At 67.8% G+C, this 16,898-nt stretch carries 14 protein-coding genes; 9 read left to right on the forward strand and 5 right to left on the reverse strand.

Annotation, left to right across the window (positions count from 1 at the left end):
- The first annotated feature begins 2 nt into the window (after nucleotides 1-2).
- From FKV23_RS02445 to FKV23_RS02465, 5 genes are all read left to right on the forward strand, one after another.
- Complete coding sequence (locus tag FKV23_RS02445) at nucleotides 3-599, forward strand: YceI family protein (RefSeq protein WP_141622428.1); 597 nt, start codon at nucleotides 3-5, stop codon at nucleotides 597-599.
- A gap of 5 nt (nucleotides 600-604) precedes the next feature.
- Nucleotides 605-1,309: a pirin family protein gene (locus FKV23_RS02450; protein WP_141622429.1), complete on the forward strand. Its 705-nt coding sequence runs from the start codon at nucleotides 605-607 to the stop codon at nucleotides 1,307-1,309.
- A 146-nt stretch (nucleotides 1,310-1,455) separates the two neighbouring features.
- The gene (locus FKV23_RS02455) at nucleotides 1,456-1,656 is read left to right on the forward strand and encodes a zinc-finger domain-containing protein (protein WP_141622430.1); all 201 of its coding nucleotides are present in this window, start codon (nucleotides 1,456-1,458) and stop codon (nucleotides 1,654-1,656) included.
- 129 nt (nucleotides 1,657-1,785) lie between these two features.
- A complete protein-coding gene (locus tag FKV23_RS02460; protein WP_141622431.1) occupies nucleotides 1,786-2,970 on the forward strand; it encodes a glycosyltransferase in 1,185 nt (394 codons plus the stop codon).
- Nucleotides 2,951-4,282 carry an O-antigen ligase family protein gene (locus FKV23_RS02465; protein WP_141622432.1) on the forward strand — a complete coding sequence of 444 codons (1,332 nt, stop codon included), beginning with the start codon at nucleotides 2,951-2,953 and terminating at the stop codon, nucleotides 4,280-4,282. Before FKV23_RS02460 ends, FKV23_RS02465 begins: the two co-directional genes overlap by 20 nt.
- Nucleotides 4,283-4,479: 197 nt before the next feature.
- Here the strand turns inward: FKV23_RS02465 and lpxL are convergent, their stop codons facing one another.
- Nucleotides 4,480-5,412: an LpxL/LpxP family Kdo(2)-lipid IV(A) lauroyl/palmitoleoyl acyltransferase gene (lpxL, locus tag FKV23_RS02470; protein WP_141622433.1), complete on the reverse strand. Its 933-nt coding sequence runs from the start codon at nucleotides 5,410-5,412 to the stop codon at nucleotides 4,480-4,482.
- 65 nt (nucleotides 5,413-5,477) lie between these two features.
- Here lpxL and waaA point away from each other — a divergent pair, with 65 nt between their 5' ends.
- The gene (waaA, locus tag FKV23_RS02475; RefSeq protein ID WP_141622434.1) at nucleotides 5,478-6,827 is read left to right on the forward strand and encodes a lipid IV(A) 3-deoxy-D-manno-octulosonic acid transferase; all 1,350 of its coding nucleotides are present in this window, start codon (nucleotides 5,478-5,480) and stop codon (nucleotides 6,825-6,827) included.
- A gap of 495 nt (nucleotides 6,828-7,322) precedes the next feature.
- Here waaA and FKV23_RS02480 read toward each other — a convergent pair whose 3' ends face one another.
- From FKV23_RS02480 to FKV23_RS02490, 3 genes are all read right to left on the reverse strand, one after another.
- Entirely contained in the window at nucleotides 7,323-8,717 is a 1,395-nt protein-coding gene (locus tag FKV23_RS02480; RefSeq protein WP_141622435.1) for a TolC family outer membrane protein, read from the reverse strand.
- A gap of 16 nt (nucleotides 8,718-8,733) precedes the next feature.
- Nucleotides 8,734-9,402, reverse strand: a complete 669-nt coding sequence (locus FKV23_RS02485) for a protein-L-isoaspartate O-methyltransferase family protein (RefSeq protein WP_141622436.1) — start codon at nucleotides 9,400-9,402, stop codon at nucleotides 8,734-8,736.
- Between the two features lie 151 nt (nucleotides 9,403-9,553).
- Nucleotides 9,554-10,216, reverse strand: a complete 663-nt coding sequence (locus FKV23_RS02490) for a TetR/AcrR family transcriptional regulator (protein WP_141622437.1) — start codon at nucleotides 10,214-10,216, stop codon at nucleotides 9,554-9,556.
- Nucleotides 10,217-10,292: 76 nt separating this feature from the next.
- On the opposite strand from FKV23_RS02490, the gene FKV23_RS02495 reads away from it, so the two are divergent.
- Both FKV23_RS02495 and FKV23_RS02500 read left to right on the forward strand, forming a co-directional pair.
- Nucleotides 10,293-11,474, forward strand: a complete 1,182-nt coding sequence (locus FKV23_RS02495; protein WP_141622438.1) for an efflux RND transporter periplasmic adaptor subunit — start codon at nucleotides 10,293-10,295, stop codon at nucleotides 11,472-11,474.
- Between the two features lie 7 nt (nucleotides 11,475-11,481).
- Complete coding sequence (locus FKV23_RS02500) at nucleotides 11,482-14,658, forward strand: efflux RND transporter permease subunit (protein WP_141622439.1); 3,177 nt, start codon at nucleotides 11,482-11,484, stop codon at nucleotides 14,656-14,658.
- Between the two features lie 12 nt (nucleotides 14,659-14,670).
- On the opposite strand, the gene glpK is transcribed toward FKV23_RS02500, so the two are convergent.
- Nucleotides 14,671-16,176, reverse strand: a complete 1,506-nt coding sequence (gene glpK, locus FKV23_RS02505; protein WP_141622440.1) for a glycerol kinase GlpK — start codon at nucleotides 16,174-16,176, stop codon at nucleotides 14,671-14,673.
- A gap of 298 nt (nucleotides 16,177-16,474) precedes the next feature.
- Here glpK and FKV23_RS02510 point away from each other — a divergent pair, with 298 nt between their 5' ends.
- Nucleotides 16,475-16,885 carry a GntR family transcriptional regulator gene (locus FKV23_RS02510; protein WP_141622441.1) on the forward strand — a complete coding sequence of 137 codons (411 nt, stop codon included), beginning with the start codon at nucleotides 16,475-16,477 and terminating at the stop codon, nucleotides 16,883-16,885.
- Nucleotides 16,886-16,898: the final 13 nt, after the last annotated feature.

Genomic DNA, 16,898 nt, shown 5'->3' on the forward strand with positions numbered 1-16,898 from the left:
CCATGCTCAAGTCAATGATGATCAAACGCACCCTGCTGCCCCTCGCCCTGGCCACCGCCAGCGTCGCGGCCTTCGCCGCCCCGGTGACCTACGACATCGATCCCAACCACACCGACGTGATCGCTTCGTGGAGTCATTTCGGCTTCTCCAACCCGATCGCCCACTTCGGCAAGGTCGACGGCAAGGTCAGCTACGATCCCGACAACGTCGGCCAGTCTTCGGTCGAGGTCACCATTCCGCTGAGCGGAATGGAATCGCACGTGCCGGACTTCAACGATCACCTGCGCAGTGCGGATTTCTTCGACGCGGAGAAGTATCCCGAGATCACGTTCAAGAGCACCCGGGTCGAGGCCGCCGGTGACAACAAGCTGCGCGTCTGGGGCGACCTGACCGTGCGCGATGTGACGCGACAGGTGCTGCTCGATACCCGGATCAACAAGATCGCCGACCATCCGATGGCTCGGCGTGCCGCCGCCGGTTTCGACGCGAAGACCGTGATCAAGCGCAGCGACTTCGGCGTCGGCAAGTACGCGCCCAACGTCAGCGACGAGGTCGAAATCCGCATCACCGTCGAGGCGATGGTGCCGAAGGCCGAGTAACCGGGATGATCATCGAACGCCGCTCCGGCGATCGCGGTCGCGTCCAGGCCGGCTGGCTCGACAGCCGCCATACCTTTTCCTTCGGCCATTTCTACGACCCGGCCTGGATGGGCTTTGGTGTGTTGCGGGTGATCAACGAGGACCGCGTCGCTCCGGGCGAGGGTTTCCCGACCCACGGCCACGCCAACATGGAGATCCTGAGCTACGTGCTCGAGGGTGCGCTGGCGCACAAGGACAGCACCGGTGGCGGTGGGGTGATCCGCCCGGGCGAACTGCAGTGGATGGGCGCCGGGCACGGCGTCGAGCACAGCGAGTTCAATGGCTCCGACACCGAGCCGGTGCATTTCCTGCAGATCTGGATCCAGCCGGACCGGGTCAACGCCGAGCCCGGCTACGCCCAGCGCGAGGTCGCCCCGCCGGTAGCGGGTGGCGGCTGGACCCTGCTGGCCTCGCCTGACGGTATCGACGGCAGCCTGTCGATGCGCCAGGACGCGCGCGTCCTGGAGGCCAGGCTGGGCGCCGGCGAGTCCGCCGGGTATCCGCTCGATCCTGGCCGCAGATACTGGCTGCATCTGGCCAGGGGCAGCGCGCGGGTTGGTGGCCGCGAACTGCGGGCCGGTGACGCGCTGGGTTACAGCGAGGAGTCCGGGTCGCTGGAATTGAAGGCCGACGACGAAGTGCTGGCGCTGCTGTTCGATCTGCCGGGCTGAGCATTGCTCTTACCCCAGCCCGGGCCCCGGCCCTCGCGCATAGCGCTCGGGCGCGGGTCGGCGCGCGAGCCAGGGGCTGGGGCGAGGGCAGGCCCGGTGCGGCTGCTAGAATTGCCTTCCCGCACCACCCCGCAGCCCCGCCCGCCATGAACGCAGTCGCCAGCACCCACACCACCCAGGCCAACGCCGAACAGCGCTACACCGTGTCGCGCGCCGACCTGCCGCTGAGCTGTCCGACGCCGTCGATGGCGCTGTGGAATTCGCATCCGCGCGTGTATCTGCCGATCGAGGCCGAGGGCGAGGTGCAGTGCCCGTACTGCGGTGCGCACTTCGTGCTTGAGGATTGATTCAAGTGGATCAGGTCGGGCATGGCTTTGCAGGACACGCCGTGAACCCGTCCATGGGGGCTCTTCCGAAACATCCATGTTTCGGAAGGTCCTGCAAAGCCATGCCCGACCTGATCTCCAGGCGCTGCGGTGGTTGATGGGAAGTCAAAACCGGGGCGTCGGCGCACCGTCGCCCAGCTCCTGCCGGCACTGGAATCCGGTGGCGTCGAACGTTCCACCCTCGAGATCGCCGAGGCGCTGGTCCGTGCTGGGCATCGCGCCATCGTGGTGTCGGCAGGCGGGCGGCTGGTGCCGCGGTTGGAAGCGCTCGGCGCGGAACACATCACTCTCGATATCGGCCGCAAGTCGCCGCTGACCCTGCTGCGCGCGCGGGCGCTGCGGCGGCTGTTCGAGCGCGAGCGGGTCGATCTGGTCCATGCCCGCTCGCGGCTGCCGGCCTGGGTGGTGGTGCTGGCCCTGCGTGGGATGCCCGATGTGGCGCGGCCACCGGCTTCAAGTCCGCGGGCTTCAAGACCACCGGCTTCAAGACCATGTTTCGTCACCACCGTGCACGGGCTCAATTCGCCGTCGCGCTACAGTGCGGTGATGACCCGCGGCGAGCGGGTGGTCTGCGTGTCGGCGACCGTTCGCGACTATGTGCTGCGCCACTATCCGGATACCGATGTATCGAAGCTGCGGGTGATTCCGCGTGGCATCGATCCGTCCGCGTTCCCGCCCGCGCCGTTGCCTGATCCGGACGCGCGCGCCTGGGCTGCCGCGCTGCATTCCGCGCTCGACGGCGATGGCCCGCTGCTGCTGCTGCCGGGACGCGGCACCCGGCTCAAGGGCCATGCCGATGCGCTGCTGCTTCTGGCGGCCTTGCGTGGCGACGGTCTCGATGCGCGCTTGTGGCTGCCCGGTGCGCGCGAAGCGGGCCGCGAAACCTATATCGCCGAACTCGAAGCCGAGGCCGCGCAACTGGGCATCGCCGATGCACTCGCGTTCACTGCGCCAACCGATGCCATCGCCCGCGCCTACGCTGCCAGTGACCTGGTGCTGCAACTCTCGCGCAAGCCCGAGGCCTTCGGCCGCACGGTGATCGAGGCGCTGTCGTGCAACCGCCCGGTGCTGGGCTGGGCGCATGGCGGTGTCGGCGAACTGCTCGCCGAACTGCAACCGGTGGGCGCGGTGCCGGCGTTCGATACCGATGCACTGCATCGCACCGCGGCGGCGATGCTCGCACGCCCGTCGTCGGCAGCCGGTACGATGTCGGGCTATACCTTGCACGCCATGCAGAACGCCACGCTTGCCGTTTATGACGAACTCCTCGACTGAGACCCTGAATCGCGTTTCCCCGGCCGCCGCCCCGGATGCCACTCCCGGCTGGCGCTGGGCGCCGGCGTGGATCCTTGCCTTCGTGGCGTTGTGGCCGGCACCGGGCTATGCCGAAGCGGTGCTGGCACTCGGTGCCCTGGTCGCGTTGTTCAGGCTGGTCAGTTCACGTTTCCGCGGCGGCGCGCAGTTGCTCAGCAACCAGGCCTGGGCGCTGACCAGCGTGCTGTTCTTCGCCTATTGGCTGCCGGAGCTGGTGTCGGCGTTCGACTCGGTCGACGTGAAGCGCGCGCTAAAGGAAGCGGCGGTGGACCTGCGTTACCTGCCGTTCCTGTGGCTGGTCGCCTCGGCGGTGGCCAGCAAGCGCGGCCGGCGGATCACCTTCGGCGGGCTGGCGATCATCATGGGGATCTGGACCGTGGACGCGCTGGTGCAGGCAGCCAGCGGCACCAGTCCACTGTTCGCCGGCATCGACGCGATCAAGCAGATGATCAGCGGGCGCGGCATGTGCCGACCGGAGAAGGTGGCAGGGGTCGACCGGCTCAGCGGCATCCTCGGCCCGTGCAACCTCAAGCTCGGCCTGGTGCTGGCCAGTCTGTCGCCGTTCGCGCTGTATGCGGCCGGCCGGCGCTTCCATGCCACCGGCTGGGTGATCGCCGCCGCGGCGATCGGCATGGTGGTGTTGATGGCCGGTTCGCGGGCCTCCTGGATCACCTACGGCCTGGTCCTGCTGTTTTCCGGTTGGCGCCTGCTGGGCTGGAAGAAGCTGGCTGCGGTGTTCGGCTTCGGTGCGCTGGCATTGCTGGTGCTTGGCCTCGCGTCGCCGCAGGTCGGCGAGCGCCTGCAGCGCACCGCCCAGGTCATGACCGTGGACGGGGAAGGCGTCGATACCGCGTTGTCGGGGCGCGCGCGGATCTGGGGCGCGGCGCTGTGCATGGCGCGCGAGCATCCGTTCAATGGTGTTGGCGCGCGCGGCTTCCGCGAGGCCTTCCCGGACTGCGATCCGTTACCGGATGAGCTCGCCGCCTGGGGCGAGGGTCCGGCCTTCCATGCCCACCAGATCGTGCTCGAGGTGCTGAGCGAGACCGGCGGCTTCGGCCTGCTGTTGTGGCTGGCCGGCGCGGCACTCGCCTGGCGGGCCTGGCGTTTCGCGGATGTAGAGGCGCGCGAGCGCGCGCGGCCGGCGATGCTGGCGCTGGCGGTGACGGTGTTCCCGTTCAACACTCACCTGGCGTTCTACTCGACCTTCTGGGGCGGGCTGACCCTGCTGCTGGCGGCGCTGTACGCGGGGAGCCTGTTGGCGCGGGAGGAGTAGGAAGGGGGTCGCCCGAAATAGGTAGAGGTCTGCTTCGACGGTCCGCGAGGGACGCAGTCGGGTATGCCATTGCAGGACCGTATGTGGCATGGATGCCGCATCCGAGCCTACATGGACGTATCTGCGGCGTGTCCTGCAATGGCATCCCGACAGCGTCTGGAGAGTTGGCGGAGGGACTGTATTCGGAGCGACAGCGGTCACCGTCCGTAAGGCGCCGACTCTCCTTGCGGCCGCCGCTTGAAGCGCCGGTGGATCCACAGGTACTGCGCCGGGGCCTCGCGCACCATCGCCTCGATCGCGGCATTGACCCGCGTGCTGTCTGCGGTGGCGTCCTTCGACGGGAAATCCGCCAGCGGCTCGCCCAGCCGCAACACGTAGTCGCTGCCGTCGCGGCGGTGGAAGAACGGCACCACCGCGCAGCCCGACAGCCGCGCGAACTGGTGGGTGGCGGTGATCGTGGCAGCGGGCACGCCGAAGAACGGTGCGAACACCGTGTCCTTGCCGCGCATGTCCTGGTCCGGCGCGTACCAGAGGATGCCGCCCTGCTTGAGGTGGCGGATCGCCGGGCGCACCTCCTCGTTGGCGAACATCGCCGCCGCGTAGCGCTTGCGGCCGCGGCGCACCGCCCATTCCATCACCGGGTCGCGGTAGCGGCGGTACATGCCGGCCAGCGGCAGGTGGTCGCACATCAGCCGGCCGCAGATTTCAAGGGTCATGAAATGGCCGGATACCAGCAGCACGCCGCGGCCTTCGGCACGGATCGCCTCGACGCGTTCAAGGCCCTCGATGCGCACGCCGCGGCGCATCGGCGTGATTCCACCCCACCAGGCGCGCAGGAACTCGAACAGGCCGATGCCGAGGTCGCGGAAACTGTCGCGCAGCAGCGCATCGCGTTCGGTCTCCGGCATGTCCGGGAAGCAAAGCCCCAGATTGGTCGCGGCGGCGTGGCGGCGGCTGCCGGCGAACCGGAATGCCAGTGCGCCCAGCACGCGCCCGAGCAGGCGTTGCAGCGGCCAGGGCAGACGTGCGGCCAGTGCCATCACGCCCAGCGCCAGCCACGTCGGCCAATGGCGCGGACCAAGCGGCGGGCGGGGAAGTAGCGGTTGTGAAGCCCGGGTGTCGTCACGCATCACGCGATTCTACCGGCCGCCGCCATGCACGCGCGCAGCCGACGCTGCTCCGTTATCCTTCCACGATGCGGAGAGACCTGATCGAGCGCCTGTTGCGCGGCCTGTATTCGGCCATGCTCTACCTTCTGGTGCCGATCACCCTGTATCACCTGATCTGGCGCGGCTTCCGTCACCCGGCCTACTTCCTGCGCTGGCACGAACGCTATGCGAGCTACCACGACGCACCTTCCGGCATCGAACTGGGCCGGCGTACGGTGTGGCTGCATGCGGTGTCGGTCGGCGAGGTCAACGCCGCCGCACCGGTGGTCAATGCGCTGCGCCGCGCACGTCCGGATCTGCGCCTGCTGGTCACCACCATCACCCCGACCGGCTCGGATCGGGTCAACACGTTGTGGGGCGGCGAGATCGAGCACGTCTACCTGCCCTACGATCTGCCAGGTGCGGTCGGCCGCTTCCTTGCCCACTTCAAGCCTGGCGTGGCGTTGATCATGGAAACCGAGCTGTGGCCGAACCTGCTGTTCGGCTGCCGCGACCGCGGCATTCCGCTCTACATCCTCAATGCGAGGCTGTCGGAGCGTTCACTGCGCGGGTATCGCGCGCTGGCACCGCTGGTATCGCGCGCATTGCGCACGGTCACCCGGGTCGCCGCACAGTCGGAGGCCGATGCCGCGCGTTTCGTCCGCCTGGGCGCGCATCCGGAGCAGGTCGTGCAGAGTGGCAATCTCAAGTTCGACGTGCCGCTGCCGGACGGCATCGAGGCCTTCGCAGCGGAATGCCGGCATCATCACGGCGGCCGCCCGGTGTGGATTGCCGCAAGTACCCACGAGGACGAGGAAGCGGCCGTGCTGTCCATGCACCGGCGCCTGCGCGAGCGCAACCCCGGTCTGCTGCTGTTGTGGGCGCCGCGCCACCCCGAGCGTTTCCGGGTCGTGGCCGAGTTGTCGCGGATGGCGGGCATGAAGGTATCCACGCGCTCGCGTGCGGTCTGGCCCGATGCGGATGTCGATGTATTCGTGGTCGACACCCTTGGTGAGCTGATGAAGTTCTATGCCTGCGCAGAAGTCGCCTTCGTCGGTGGCAGTCTGCAGCCGGTCGGGGGTCACAACCTGTTGGAACCGGCCGCCACCGGCACCGCCATCGTGACCGGTCCGCACCTGCACAACTTCGCCGAGATCCGCCGCCTGTTCGTCGAGGCCGGCGCGGTGCAGATCGGAAACGATGCCGACGCGGTCGGGCGTGCGGTCGGCGGTCTGCTCGATCAGCCTGAGCAGCGTGAACGCATGGTCGAAGCCGGATACGAGCTGGTGGCCTCCGGCCGCGGTGCGCTGGCGAGGACCATGGCGATGATCGAACCGGTGCTGCCGCCGGTTCCGATGGCCGGTGGCAGGAGCCCGGAGTCGGGCGTCAAGGGGTAGCAAAAAAAGCTTCACCCAATCGAGGGGAAAGCGCCGGGTCTGTTGGATGACCGGGCGCCGGGAGCGAAGGCCCTTGGATGCGAATGTCTCCCGGCACCGGCCAGGGCCGGCGCCTCCTCCTTGATTTCGGACCCAAGGGCCATCACCTCCGGCGTTCGGACATGACCGGTGGTTCCAGAAGCGCGCTCCCAGGGAGGGTCTGCTGCACGTTCCAGTGTAGCCGCGCGATCCGACGTGGCCTGCCGGCCTTGACGGCGAAATCAAGGAGGAGGCCGCCGCCACAGGCGGCGGCCCGGGGGACATTCGCCGTCAAGGCCGGCAGGTCGCGGCGGGACAGCCAGGTAGCGGCGAGAAATAGCGGCGAGAACCGGCAATAGAACGCAATCGGCAGCGCCCACGCCTTCGCTGAAGGCGAGTTCTCCCTCACTTGGGAGAAGAACCAAGAAAAAGGCCGGCATTGCCGGCCTTCGTTCTCCAGCTGGTTGATAGCTGTCCTCAGCGGTTGAGCTGCGCCTCCGCGTCGACGGTCAGCAGGCGGTTGACCTCCTGCACGTGCGCGACATCGAGGGTGCCGGCGGTCTGTTCCAGCAGCAGCCGGTTCTGCAGGTAGTTGTAGCGGGCCACCGCGTACTCCTGCTGGGCGGTGAACAGGGTGCGCTGGTTCTGCAGCACGTCAAGCACGGTGCGGGTGCCGACTTCCAGGCCGACCTGTGAAGCGTCGAACGCGCTTTGCGCCGCGACCAGGGCCTGGCGACGGGCCTCGACCTCGCTGATGCCGGCGACCAGGGTCTGGTAGGCGTTGCGCGCGTTGCGCTCCAGCGCACGGCGCTGCTGGACCAGTTCGTCCTGGATCACGTCGCGACGGGCCAGTGCCTGGCGCACGCCGGACTGGGTGCCGCCGCCGGCGAAGATCGGCACGTTCAGGGTGATGCCGATGCTGCGCGAACGGCTGTCGTTCTCGAAGTCGGTGATATCCCGGGGGGGGAGATTGTTGGTCTGGGTGCTTTCGCTATGGCTCTTGCCATAGCTCCCGCCCAGATACAACGTGGGCAAGTGTCCGGCACGGGCCGTACCGACGTCGGCCTCGGCCGATTCAAGCTGGTACTGCTTGGCCTGCAATGCGGGATTGCTGCCGAGTGCCGCCTGCACCCAGTCTTCCACTCCCAATGAGCTTGGGAGCTCGGGCTGGAAATCAACCGGCAGTGCCTTGAGGTTGCGGACCGGCTGGCCGGTGATCTCGGCCAGGGCCTGGTAGGCGTCCTCGACCGAATTGCGGGTGGTGATGGTGACCGCACGCGCGCTTTCGTACTGGGCGCGAGCCTCATGGACGTCGGTGATCGGCGCCAGGCCAACCTCCAGCCGCTTGGAGGCATAGTCGAAGTTCTTCTCGGCGGCTTCTTCCGCAGCCTGCGCGGCGGCCAGCGTCTCCAGCTGGATCAGCACGTTGAAGTAGGCGGCCGAGGTGCGGGTGATCAGGTTGTTGCCTTCCGCCACGAGCTGGTAGTCGCTGGCCAGGCTCAGCGACTTCTGGCTTTTGAGCTGGGTGAGCCGCGAGTGGTCGTAGATCATCTGGTCCAGGCGCAGACCGTACTCGCGGGTGTCGGATTCGGTGCTGGTATCGCTGTTGGGCACGACTTCGCCGCCGAATGCCACCCCGCCTTCGGAGTCGCGCCAGCTGCGCGTCAGCGAGGCGGAACCGCCGATCTGCGGCAGCATCGCCGCGCGCGCCTGCACCGCACCCTCGCGGGTGGCCAGGCGGCTGGACTCGGCGGCCGAGTATTGCGGATCACCGGCACGGGCCAGCTCGTAGGTCTGCATCAGGTCTTCGGCCGAGGCCAGCGATGGCGCCAGCGCGAAGGCGACGGCAAAGGCGAGGGAGCGGCGGATCATGGGGGGTCCTTGTTCCTTAGAGCTCGAATGTGGGCGCGGGGGCCGCGCCATGTAGGTAGGGGAGGTCGGTCTCGAACAACGATTGGATGCGCGAGGCGTTGACATCGTCGCCGTCGTTGGCGTGGACCAGCACCGCTTCCATCACCGGCGAGCGGCCGCGGACCGCGAACATGCGGCCACCCGGCCGTAGCCACTGCAGGAACCGGGCCGGAATCTCGGCCACCGCGCCGGTCACGCAGATCGCGTCGAAACGGCGGTCGTTGTCCCAGCTGAAGACATCGGCATGGATGACCCGGGCGTTGCTGATGGCCTGCCCGGCCAGGCGGGTGCGGGCGGTGTCGGCCAGATCGGCGTGGCGCTCGATGCTGACCACCTCGCGGGCAAGCCGGCCGAGGCAGGCGGTCAGGAAGCCGCTGCCGGCGCCGATCTCCAGCACCTCGTCATCGGGGCCGATCGACAGCGCCTGCAGCGCGCGACCCTCGACCACCGGCTTCATCATGAACTCGCCATGGGCCAGCGGCAGCGGCAGGTCGGCATAGGCCAGGTTGCGATGGGCCTCGGCGACGAAGGCCTCGCGCGGCAAGGTGGACAGCACGTCCAGAATGCGCGGGTCGAGCACGTCCCACGGCCGGACCTGCTGCTCGACCATCAGTTCGCGTGCCTTGGCGTAGTCCATCGTCGTCATGTCTGGTTTCATCGTGCGCGGAAAGGCCGACATTCTAATCGACCGCCCGCTCGGGGGTGGCGACGATGCGTTCGTCGATGAGTACAGGATGAGGCTGCCCACGGATGGTGATTTAGTGCCATAAGTCACCGGGACACAAGTAACGGCCGCCTCAGCATTCGTGCGGGCGGACCGCGTAGGCGGCCAGGAACATGTCGACGGAGGCGCTCAGATGCTCTTCCACGCTGCCGAGGGGCGGGCCGGCGCAGCCGAACACCAGCCGCGCGTGGTGTTCGCCCTTGAGCAGGGTGAAGAATTGGCTGGCCGCGCGCTCCACGTCGGCGATCCGCAGTTCGCCGGTCTCGATCCGACGCTCGAGCAGATGGGCGAAATCACCCTGCACCCGCATCGGCCCGGACTCCCAGAACAGCTGGATCATGGGTGTCTCGGCCATCTGCGGCGAACACATCATGCGGTGGCCGGCGACCGCCTCCGGGCTGGAGATCATCGTGTAGAACGCCTGGGCGATCTCCATCAGTCGCTCGCGCAAAGGCATGTCCGGCCGCTTCTCGAACATCGATGAGGGCATCTGCTGCTCGCAGTGCGCCCTGACAACGGCCGAGAACAAACCTTCCTTGTCGCCGAAGTGGCTGTAGACGGTGAGCTTGGATACACCGGCCTCGGTGGCGACCTTGTCCATGCTGGTGCCGTCGAAACCCTGCTGGGTGAAGATGCGCTTGGCCGCCTCGAGGATCGCGGCGCGCTTGGCGGGGTCCTTGGGGCGGCCCGGGCCGGTCGGCTTGGGGGGGCTGGCGGGGGTGCGGTTCGCTGGCATGAGGTAATACTAGACTACGCGGTTCGATATTTATACAGTACCGCCTGGTTCATTAATTTCGACTGAGGCCCCACTCATGCGCTCCACGCCCCCCACCGGCTCGCGCACTTCACTATCCCTGCCTGGTCGCCGTGCCGGATTGACGATCCTGCTGGCGTTGCCGGTCGTGCTGGCCGCCTGTTCGGGCGGCCACGAGGCGGTCGAGAAACCCCGCCCGGTACTGGTGGCGCAGCCGCAGCAGATGACCGCAGCGACCAGTACGTTCGCCGGCGATGTCCGTGCCCGTGAGGAGAGTCCGCTGTCGTTTCGTGTCGGCGGCAACATGATCGAGCGCCGGGTCGATGTCGGCGCCCGGGTCAAGGCGGGGCAAGTGCTGGCGGTGCTCGATGGCAGCGACCATGCCGCCCAGGCGCGCGCGGCCAGGGCGCAGCTGGCTGCCGCCGAAGCCGAATTCAAGCGCGCGCGCGATGACCAGGCGCGTTTCGCCAAGCTGGCCGGAGAGCAACTGGTCAGCCGTTCCGCGGCTGATGCCCAGGAGGCCGCAGCTTCCGCCGCGCGGGGCCAGGTCGATGCGGCCCGTGCCAACCTCGCGGTGGCCGACAACCAGACCGCCTACACCCGCCTGCGTGCCCCGGCCGATGGCGTGATCGCGACCCGTCAGGCCGAGGCAGGGCAGGTGGTCGCGGCCGGGCAGGCGGTGTTCACGCTGGCCGCCGACGGCGAGCGCGAGGTCGCGATCGCGGTGCCCGAGCGCGCGATCGGCCATGTCACCGTCGGCCGGCCGGTGCAGGTCGAGTTGTGGTCGCATCCTGGTCAGCGCTGGGACGGGCTCGTGCGCGAGGTGTCGCCGGCGGCCGATCCGGCGTCGCGCACCTTCGCGGTGCGGGTGACCGTGGATGCGCCGGTCGACACGCTCGAACTCGGCCAGAGCGCACGCGTGCATCTCAATGGGGGTCCCCGGGCCCGGCTTGGCGTGCCACTGGCGGCGTTGCAGCAGGTCGAGGGCGGCAGCGCGGTGTTCGTGGTCGATCCGGAAAGTTCGGAACTCCGGTTGCAGCCGGTCGAGACCGGCGCCTACGGACAGGACCAGGTCGTGGTCGAAAGTGGCATCGCCGCATCGGACTGGGTGGTCGCCGCGGGCGGGCATCTGTTGCGCGAGGGATTGAAGGTGGCGCCGGTGGATCGGGACAACCGTGTGGTCGCACTGGCCCCCGTGCACGACAAGGCGGTCGATCCTTCCGCCGCCACCGGACGCTGAGGCGGACATGCGATTCAATCTTTCCGAATGGGCGCTGCGCCATCGCAGCCTGGTCGTCTACACGATGCTGGTGGTCGCGATCGCCGGCACGCTTTCCTACCTCAACCTCGGCCGCAGCGAGGACCCGGAATTCACCTTCAAGGTGATGGTGATCCGGACCCTGTGGCCCGGCGCGACCGCCGAGGAAGTCTCGACCCAGGTCACCGAGCGGATCGAGAAGAAACTGATGGAGACCGGCGAGTACGAGTTCATCCGCTCGTACTCGCGCGCGGGCGAGTCGCAGGTGATCTTCGCGGCGCGCGACTCGATGCGCTCCAGGGAGATCGAGCCGCTCTGGTACCAGGTGCGCAAGAAGGTCGGCGACATCCGTCCGACCCTGCCGGCGGAAGTGATCGGGCCGTTCTTCAACGACGAGTTCGGCGACACCTTCGGCAACATCTACGCGCTGACCGGCGAGGGCTTCGACTACGCCGTGCTCAAGGACTATGCCGAACGCGTGCAGCTGGCCCTGCAGGAACTGCCCGACGTCGGCAAGATCGAGCTGCTCGGCGTGCAGGACGAGAAAGTCTGGATCGAACTGTCGAACGTCAAGCTGGCCACGCTCGGGGTGCCGGCGCAGGCTGTGAAGGACGCATTGGACCAGCAGAACGCGATGGTCCCGGCCGGCTTTTTCGAGACCGCAAGCAGCCGCGTGCCGCTGCGGGTCGAGGGCCGGTTCGAATCGGTCGACGAGATCCGCGACTTCCCGATCCGGGTCGGCGACCGCAGCTTCCGGCTCGGCGACGTGGCCGAGGTGACGCGCGGCTTCTCCGATCCGGCCGCACCGCGAATGCGTTTTCGCGGCCAGGATGCGATCGGGCTGGGTGTGGCGATGCGCGACGGCGGCAACATCCTCGATCTCGGCAAGACCCTGGAACAGGAGTTCGCCCGCCTGCAGGACACCCTGCCGGCCGGCATGGAGCTGCACAAGGTCGCCGACCAGCCCGCCGCGGTGGACGCGTCGGTCGGCGAGTTCGTCAAAGTGCTGGCCGAGGCGGTCGCCATCGTGTTGCTGGTCTGCTTCTTCTCGCTCGGCCTGCGCACCGGCCTGGTGGTGGCGCTGTCGATCCCGCTGGTGCTGGCGATGACCTTTGCGGTAATGGCGTTCTTCGGCGTCGGCCTGCACAAGATATCGCTCGGTGCGCTGGTGCTCGCGCTCGGCCTGCTGGTCGACGACGCGATCATCGCGGTGGAGATGATGGCGATCAAGATGGAGCAGGGGCTGAGCCGGCTGAAGGCGGCGGCGTTCGCGTGGGAAAGCACCGCCTTCCCGATGCTCACCGGCACCCTGATCACCGCGGCCGGCTTCCTGCCGATCGCGACCGCGGCGTCGAGCACGGGCGAGTACACCCGCTCGCTGTTCCAGGTGGTCACCATCGCGCTGCTGGTGTCGTGGATCGCGGCGGTGATGTTCATCCCGTACCTGGGCGACAAGCTGTTGCCCGATCACGGTCACGCCGCGCCGCTCAAGCCCGGTTCGCTGGCCGCGCGCTGGCATGCCCGGCGCCAGCGGTGGGCCGACCGGCTGGCAGGCCGGCACCCGCTGCTGGGCGACGCGATCCGCCCGGCGCCGCACGATGGCCGCGACCATGACCCCTACGCGACCCCGTTCTATATCCGCTTCCGTGGCCTGGTCCTGTGGTGTGTTCAGCGGCGCAAGACCGTCATCGCGGCCACCATCGGCATTTTCGTCGCTTCGGTACTGCTGTTCCGCTTCGTGCCGCAGCAGTTCTTCCCGGATTCGGTGCGTCCCGAGCTGATGGTCGACATGGAGCTGGCCGAGGGCAGCTCGCTGAAGGCGACCGCCGCGCAGGCAGAGAAGCTCGAAGCCCTGCTGGCCGAGCGCGACGACCTGGTCAATTACGTCGCCTACGTCGGCACCGGCTCGCCGCGCTTCTACCTGCCGCTGGACCAGCAGTTGCCGGCCGCCAACTTCGCCCAGTTCGTGCTGATGCCGAAGGACATCGAGGCGCGCGAGACGGTGCGCCAATGGGTGATCGACGAGGTGATACCGCAGTTCCCCGATCTGCAGCTGCGCGTGACCCGGCTCGAGAACGGTCCGCCGGTCGGTTACCCGGTGCAGTTCCGCGTGTCCGGCGAGCATATCGAGCAGATCCGCGAGATCGCCTACAAGGTCCGCGACAGGATCGGCGAGAACCCGCACGTCACCAACGTCAATCTCGACTGGGACGAGCCGGGCAGGGTGGTGCGCCTGCACATCGACCAGGAGCGCGCGCGGGCGATGGGCATCAGTTCCGCACAGGTCGCGCAGTTCCTGACCAGCTCGCTGTCGGGTTCGCACGTGAGCACCTACCGCGAGGGCAACGAGTTGATCGAGATGCTGTTGCGCGGACCGGAGGAGGAACGGTTGGGACTGGACATGCTCGGCAGCCTGGCGGTGCCGACCGGCAGTGGCCAGAGCGTGCCGCTGGAGCAGGTCGCCACGCTCGAATACGGTTTCGAGGACGGCATCATCTGGCACCGCGACCGCCGCCCGACCATGACCGTGCGCGCCGACATCTACGACGGTACCCAGCCGGCAACGGTGGCCGGGCAGATCTCGCCGACCCTGGATGGACTCCGTGCGGAACTGCCGTACGGCTATTCGATCGACATCGGTGGTACCGTCGAGGATTCGGCGCGCGGGCAGGATTCGATCAAGGCCGGCATGCCGCTGTTCCTGTTCGTGGTGTTCACCCTGCTGATGCTGCAGCTGCGCAGTTTCTCGCGCAGTTTCATGGTGTTGCTGACCGCGCCGCTCGGGCTGATCGGCGCGACCCTGTTCCTGCTGGTGTTCCGGGTGCCGTTCGGGTTCGTGGCGATGCTCGGCACGATCGCGCTGGCCGGCATGATCATGCGCAATTCGGTGATCCTGGTTGACCAGATCGAACAGGACCGAGCCGCCGGCGCGGAGACCTGGAAGGCGATCGTGGAAGCAACCGTGCGCCGATTCCGCCCGATCGTGCTGACCGCGCTGGCGGCGGTGCTGGCGATGATCCCGCTGTCGCGCAGCGCGTTCTTCGGACCGATGGCGGTGGCGATCATGGGCGGCCTGCTGGTCGCCACGGTGCTGACGGTGCTGTTCCTGCCGGCGCTGTACGCGGCGTGGTTCCGGGTCAAGGTTCCGGAAACCGCGCCGTCGTAACGTGGGTGGCGGTCAGTCGTCGACGCTGAAGGCCAGCGTCGCCTGCACCGCGCGCTTCCAGCCTGCGTACAGAGTCTCGCGTTGGTGCGCTTCCATTTCCGGTTCGAAGCGTCGCTCGATTTTGCGCTGGGATGCAAGTTGCTCGCGGCTTTCCCAGAACCCCGTCGCCAGCCCGGCCAGGCAGGCTGCGCCCCAGGCCGTGGCCTCGCTGTTGCGCGGGCGGTCCAGCGCCACGTCGAGGATGTCGGCCTGGAACTGCGCGATGAAGTCGTTGCCGATCGCGCCGCCGTCGGCACTGAGGACCTTGAGCGCGATACCGGAGTCGGCCTGCATCGCTTCCAGCACGTCGCGGGTCTGGTAGGCCAGGGATTCGAGCACCGCGCGCACGAAGATCTCCCTGCGGGTGCCGCGGGTGAGTCCGAACATCGCACCGCGCACGTCGCTGCGCCAGTACGGTGCGCCGAGACCGACGAAGGCCGGAACAAAGAAGACACCTTCGCTGGATTGCGCGTGCTCGGCATGGGCCTGGCTGTCGCTGGCCTTGTCGAGCATGCCCAGGCCGTCGCGCAGCCACTGGACCGCCGAGCCGGCGACGAAGATGCTGCCTTCCAGCGCGTACTCCACCTGTCCGTCGAGATCCCAGGCGATGGTGGTCAGCAGGCCATTGTCTGAACGCACCGCCTTGTCGCCGGTATTCATCAGCACGAAACAGCCGGTGCCGTAGGTGTTCTTGGCCATGCCCGGCTCGAAGCATGCATGGCCGAACAGCGCCGCCTGCTGGTCGCCGGCGATGCCGCAGATCGGGATGCGCCGGGCGAACATGCCGTCGGGCGCGGTGTATGCGTAGACCTCGCTGTTCGATCGCACCTCCGGCAGCATTGCCGCCGGTACGTCGAGTATTTTCAGCAGGCCCGGGCACCAGCGCCGCTCGTGGATGTCGTACATCAGCGTGCGCGCGGCGTTGCCGCAGTCGGTCAGGTGGACGCGATCCTCGGACAGGTTCCACAACAGCCAGCTGTCGATCGTGCCGAACAGCAGTTCGCCGCGCGCCGCGCGTTCGCGCGCGCCGGGCACGCGGTCGAGGATCCACTTGACCTTGGTGCCGGAAAAATAAGCATCGAGCAGCAGGCCGGTGCGCTCGCGCACCAGGGCATCATGACCGTCGCGCTTGAGCTGCTCGCAGATCCCGGCGGTCTGCCGCGACTGCCAGACAACGGCATTGTGGATCGCCTGCCCGGTGTCGCGGTCCCACACCACGGTGGTCTCGCGCTGGTTGGTGATGCCGATGCCGGCGATCTGCGCGGCGCCGACCTGGGCCCGGGTCATCGCCTCGACGATGGTGGAGCGCACGCTGGCGAGGATCTCGCGCGGGTCGTGTTCGACCCAGCCCGGCTGCGGAAACAGCTGAGTGAACTCGCGCTGGGCGATCCCGGCCACCGCGCCATCGTGGTCGAACAGGATCGCCCGCGAGCTGGTCGTGCCCTGGTCGATGGCCAGGATGTAACGCTTGTCCGCCAATGACTTTCCCCGCCATCGATGAATGCCCAATCATCGCATGGGATGCCGTGGACGATCGGTGGGGCACGGCGTCCGCGCCGGCGCTGTATGCGGCGTGGTTCCGGGTGAAGGTGCCGACGCATGTTGGCTGAGGCCAGCCCCGGCTGCAGTGCCGGGCGGGGTAAGTGGCTGAGAAAGAGCGTCCCCCCGGACGCTCTTGTTTCATGCGCGCGTCACCGTCGCGCCACCGACAGTTGGGTACTTGACAGGGGCTGATGTTCGTACTGTACTGTGACACACAGTACAGATAGGACAGGTCATGGCCCGCCCCCAGGCACTGATGATCCAGATCGCTACCGGCGATCCGCGCCCGATCAGCAAGCAAATCGTAGACGCCGTCCGGATGAAGATCGCCACCGCCGAGCTCGACCCCGGCGACCAACTGCCTAGCGTGCGCGGGCTGGCGCAGCAGCTCACGGTCAATCCCAACACCGTCGCCAAGGCCTATGCCGAGCTAACCAACGAGGGCTGGCTGGAGTCGCGCCAAGGCCTTGGCCTGTACGTGGCCAAGCCGCGGCAGCGCCTGAGTGACGCCGAACGCGAACGTCGTCTCGACGACGCCATCCAGCGCTTCCTCAACGATGTCATCGCGCTCGACTACCCGCCTGACGAGGTGCAGGCGCGATTGCATCTCGAATTTCTCGCGCTGGCGCCCCGCAAGACCGCCTGATCTTCCGAGTTGA

Source organism: Lysobacter alkalisoli (assembly GCF_006547045.1).
GTDB classification, from domain to species: Bacteria; Pseudomonadota; Gammaproteobacteria; order Xanthomonadales; family Xanthomonadaceae; genus Marilutibacter; species Marilutibacter alkalisoli.

Excerpts from the sequence above, each read along its gene's own strand:
- FKV23_RS02445 (WP_141622428.1), top strand. The coding sequence starts at position 3 with ATGCTCAAGTCAATGATGATCAAACGCACCCTGCTGCCCCTCGCCCTG.
- FKV23_RS02450 (WP_141622429.1), top strand. The coding sequence starts at position 605 with ATGATCATCGAACGCCGCTCCGGCGATCGCGGTCGCGTCCAGGCCGGC.
- FKV23_RS02455 (WP_141622430.1), top strand. The coding sequence starts at position 1,456 with ATGAACGCAGTCGCCAGCACCCACACCACCCAGGCCAACGCCGAACAG.
- FKV23_RS02465 (WP_141622432.1), top strand. The coding sequence starts at position 2,951 with ATGACGAACTCCTCGACTGAGACCCTGAATCGCGTTTCCCCGGCCGCC.
- lpxL (WP_141622433.1), bottom strand. The coding sequence starts at position 5,412 with ATGCGTGACGACACCCGGGCTTCACAACCGCTACTTCCCCGCCCGCCG.
- waaA (WP_141622434.1), top strand. The coding sequence starts at position 5,478 with ATGCGGAGAGACCTGATCGAGCGCCTGTTGCGCGGCCTGTATTCGGCC.
- FKV23_RS02480 (WP_141622435.1), bottom strand. The coding sequence starts at position 8,717 with ATGATCCGCCGCTCCCTCGCCTTTGCCGTCGCCTTCGCGCTGGCGCCA.
- FKV23_RS02485 (WP_141622436.1), bottom strand. The coding sequence starts at position 9,402 with ATGACGACGATGGACTACGCCAAGGCACGCGAACTGATGGTCGAGCAG.
- FKV23_RS02490 (WP_141622437.1), bottom strand. The coding sequence starts at position 10,216 with ATGCCAGCGAACCGCACCCCCGCCAGCCCCCCCAAGCCGACCGGCCCG.
- FKV23_RS02495 (WP_141622438.1), top strand. The coding sequence starts at position 10,293 with ATGCGCTCCACGCCCCCCACCGGCTCGCGCACTTCACTATCCCTGCCT.
- FKV23_RS02500 (WP_141622439.1), top strand. The coding sequence starts at position 11,482 with ATGCGATTCAATCTTTCCGAATGGGCGCTGCGCCATCGCAGCCTGGTC.
- FKV23_RS02510 (WP_141622441.1), top strand. The coding sequence starts at position 16,475 with ATGGCCCGCCCCCAGGCACTGATGATCCAGATCGCTACCGGCGATCCG.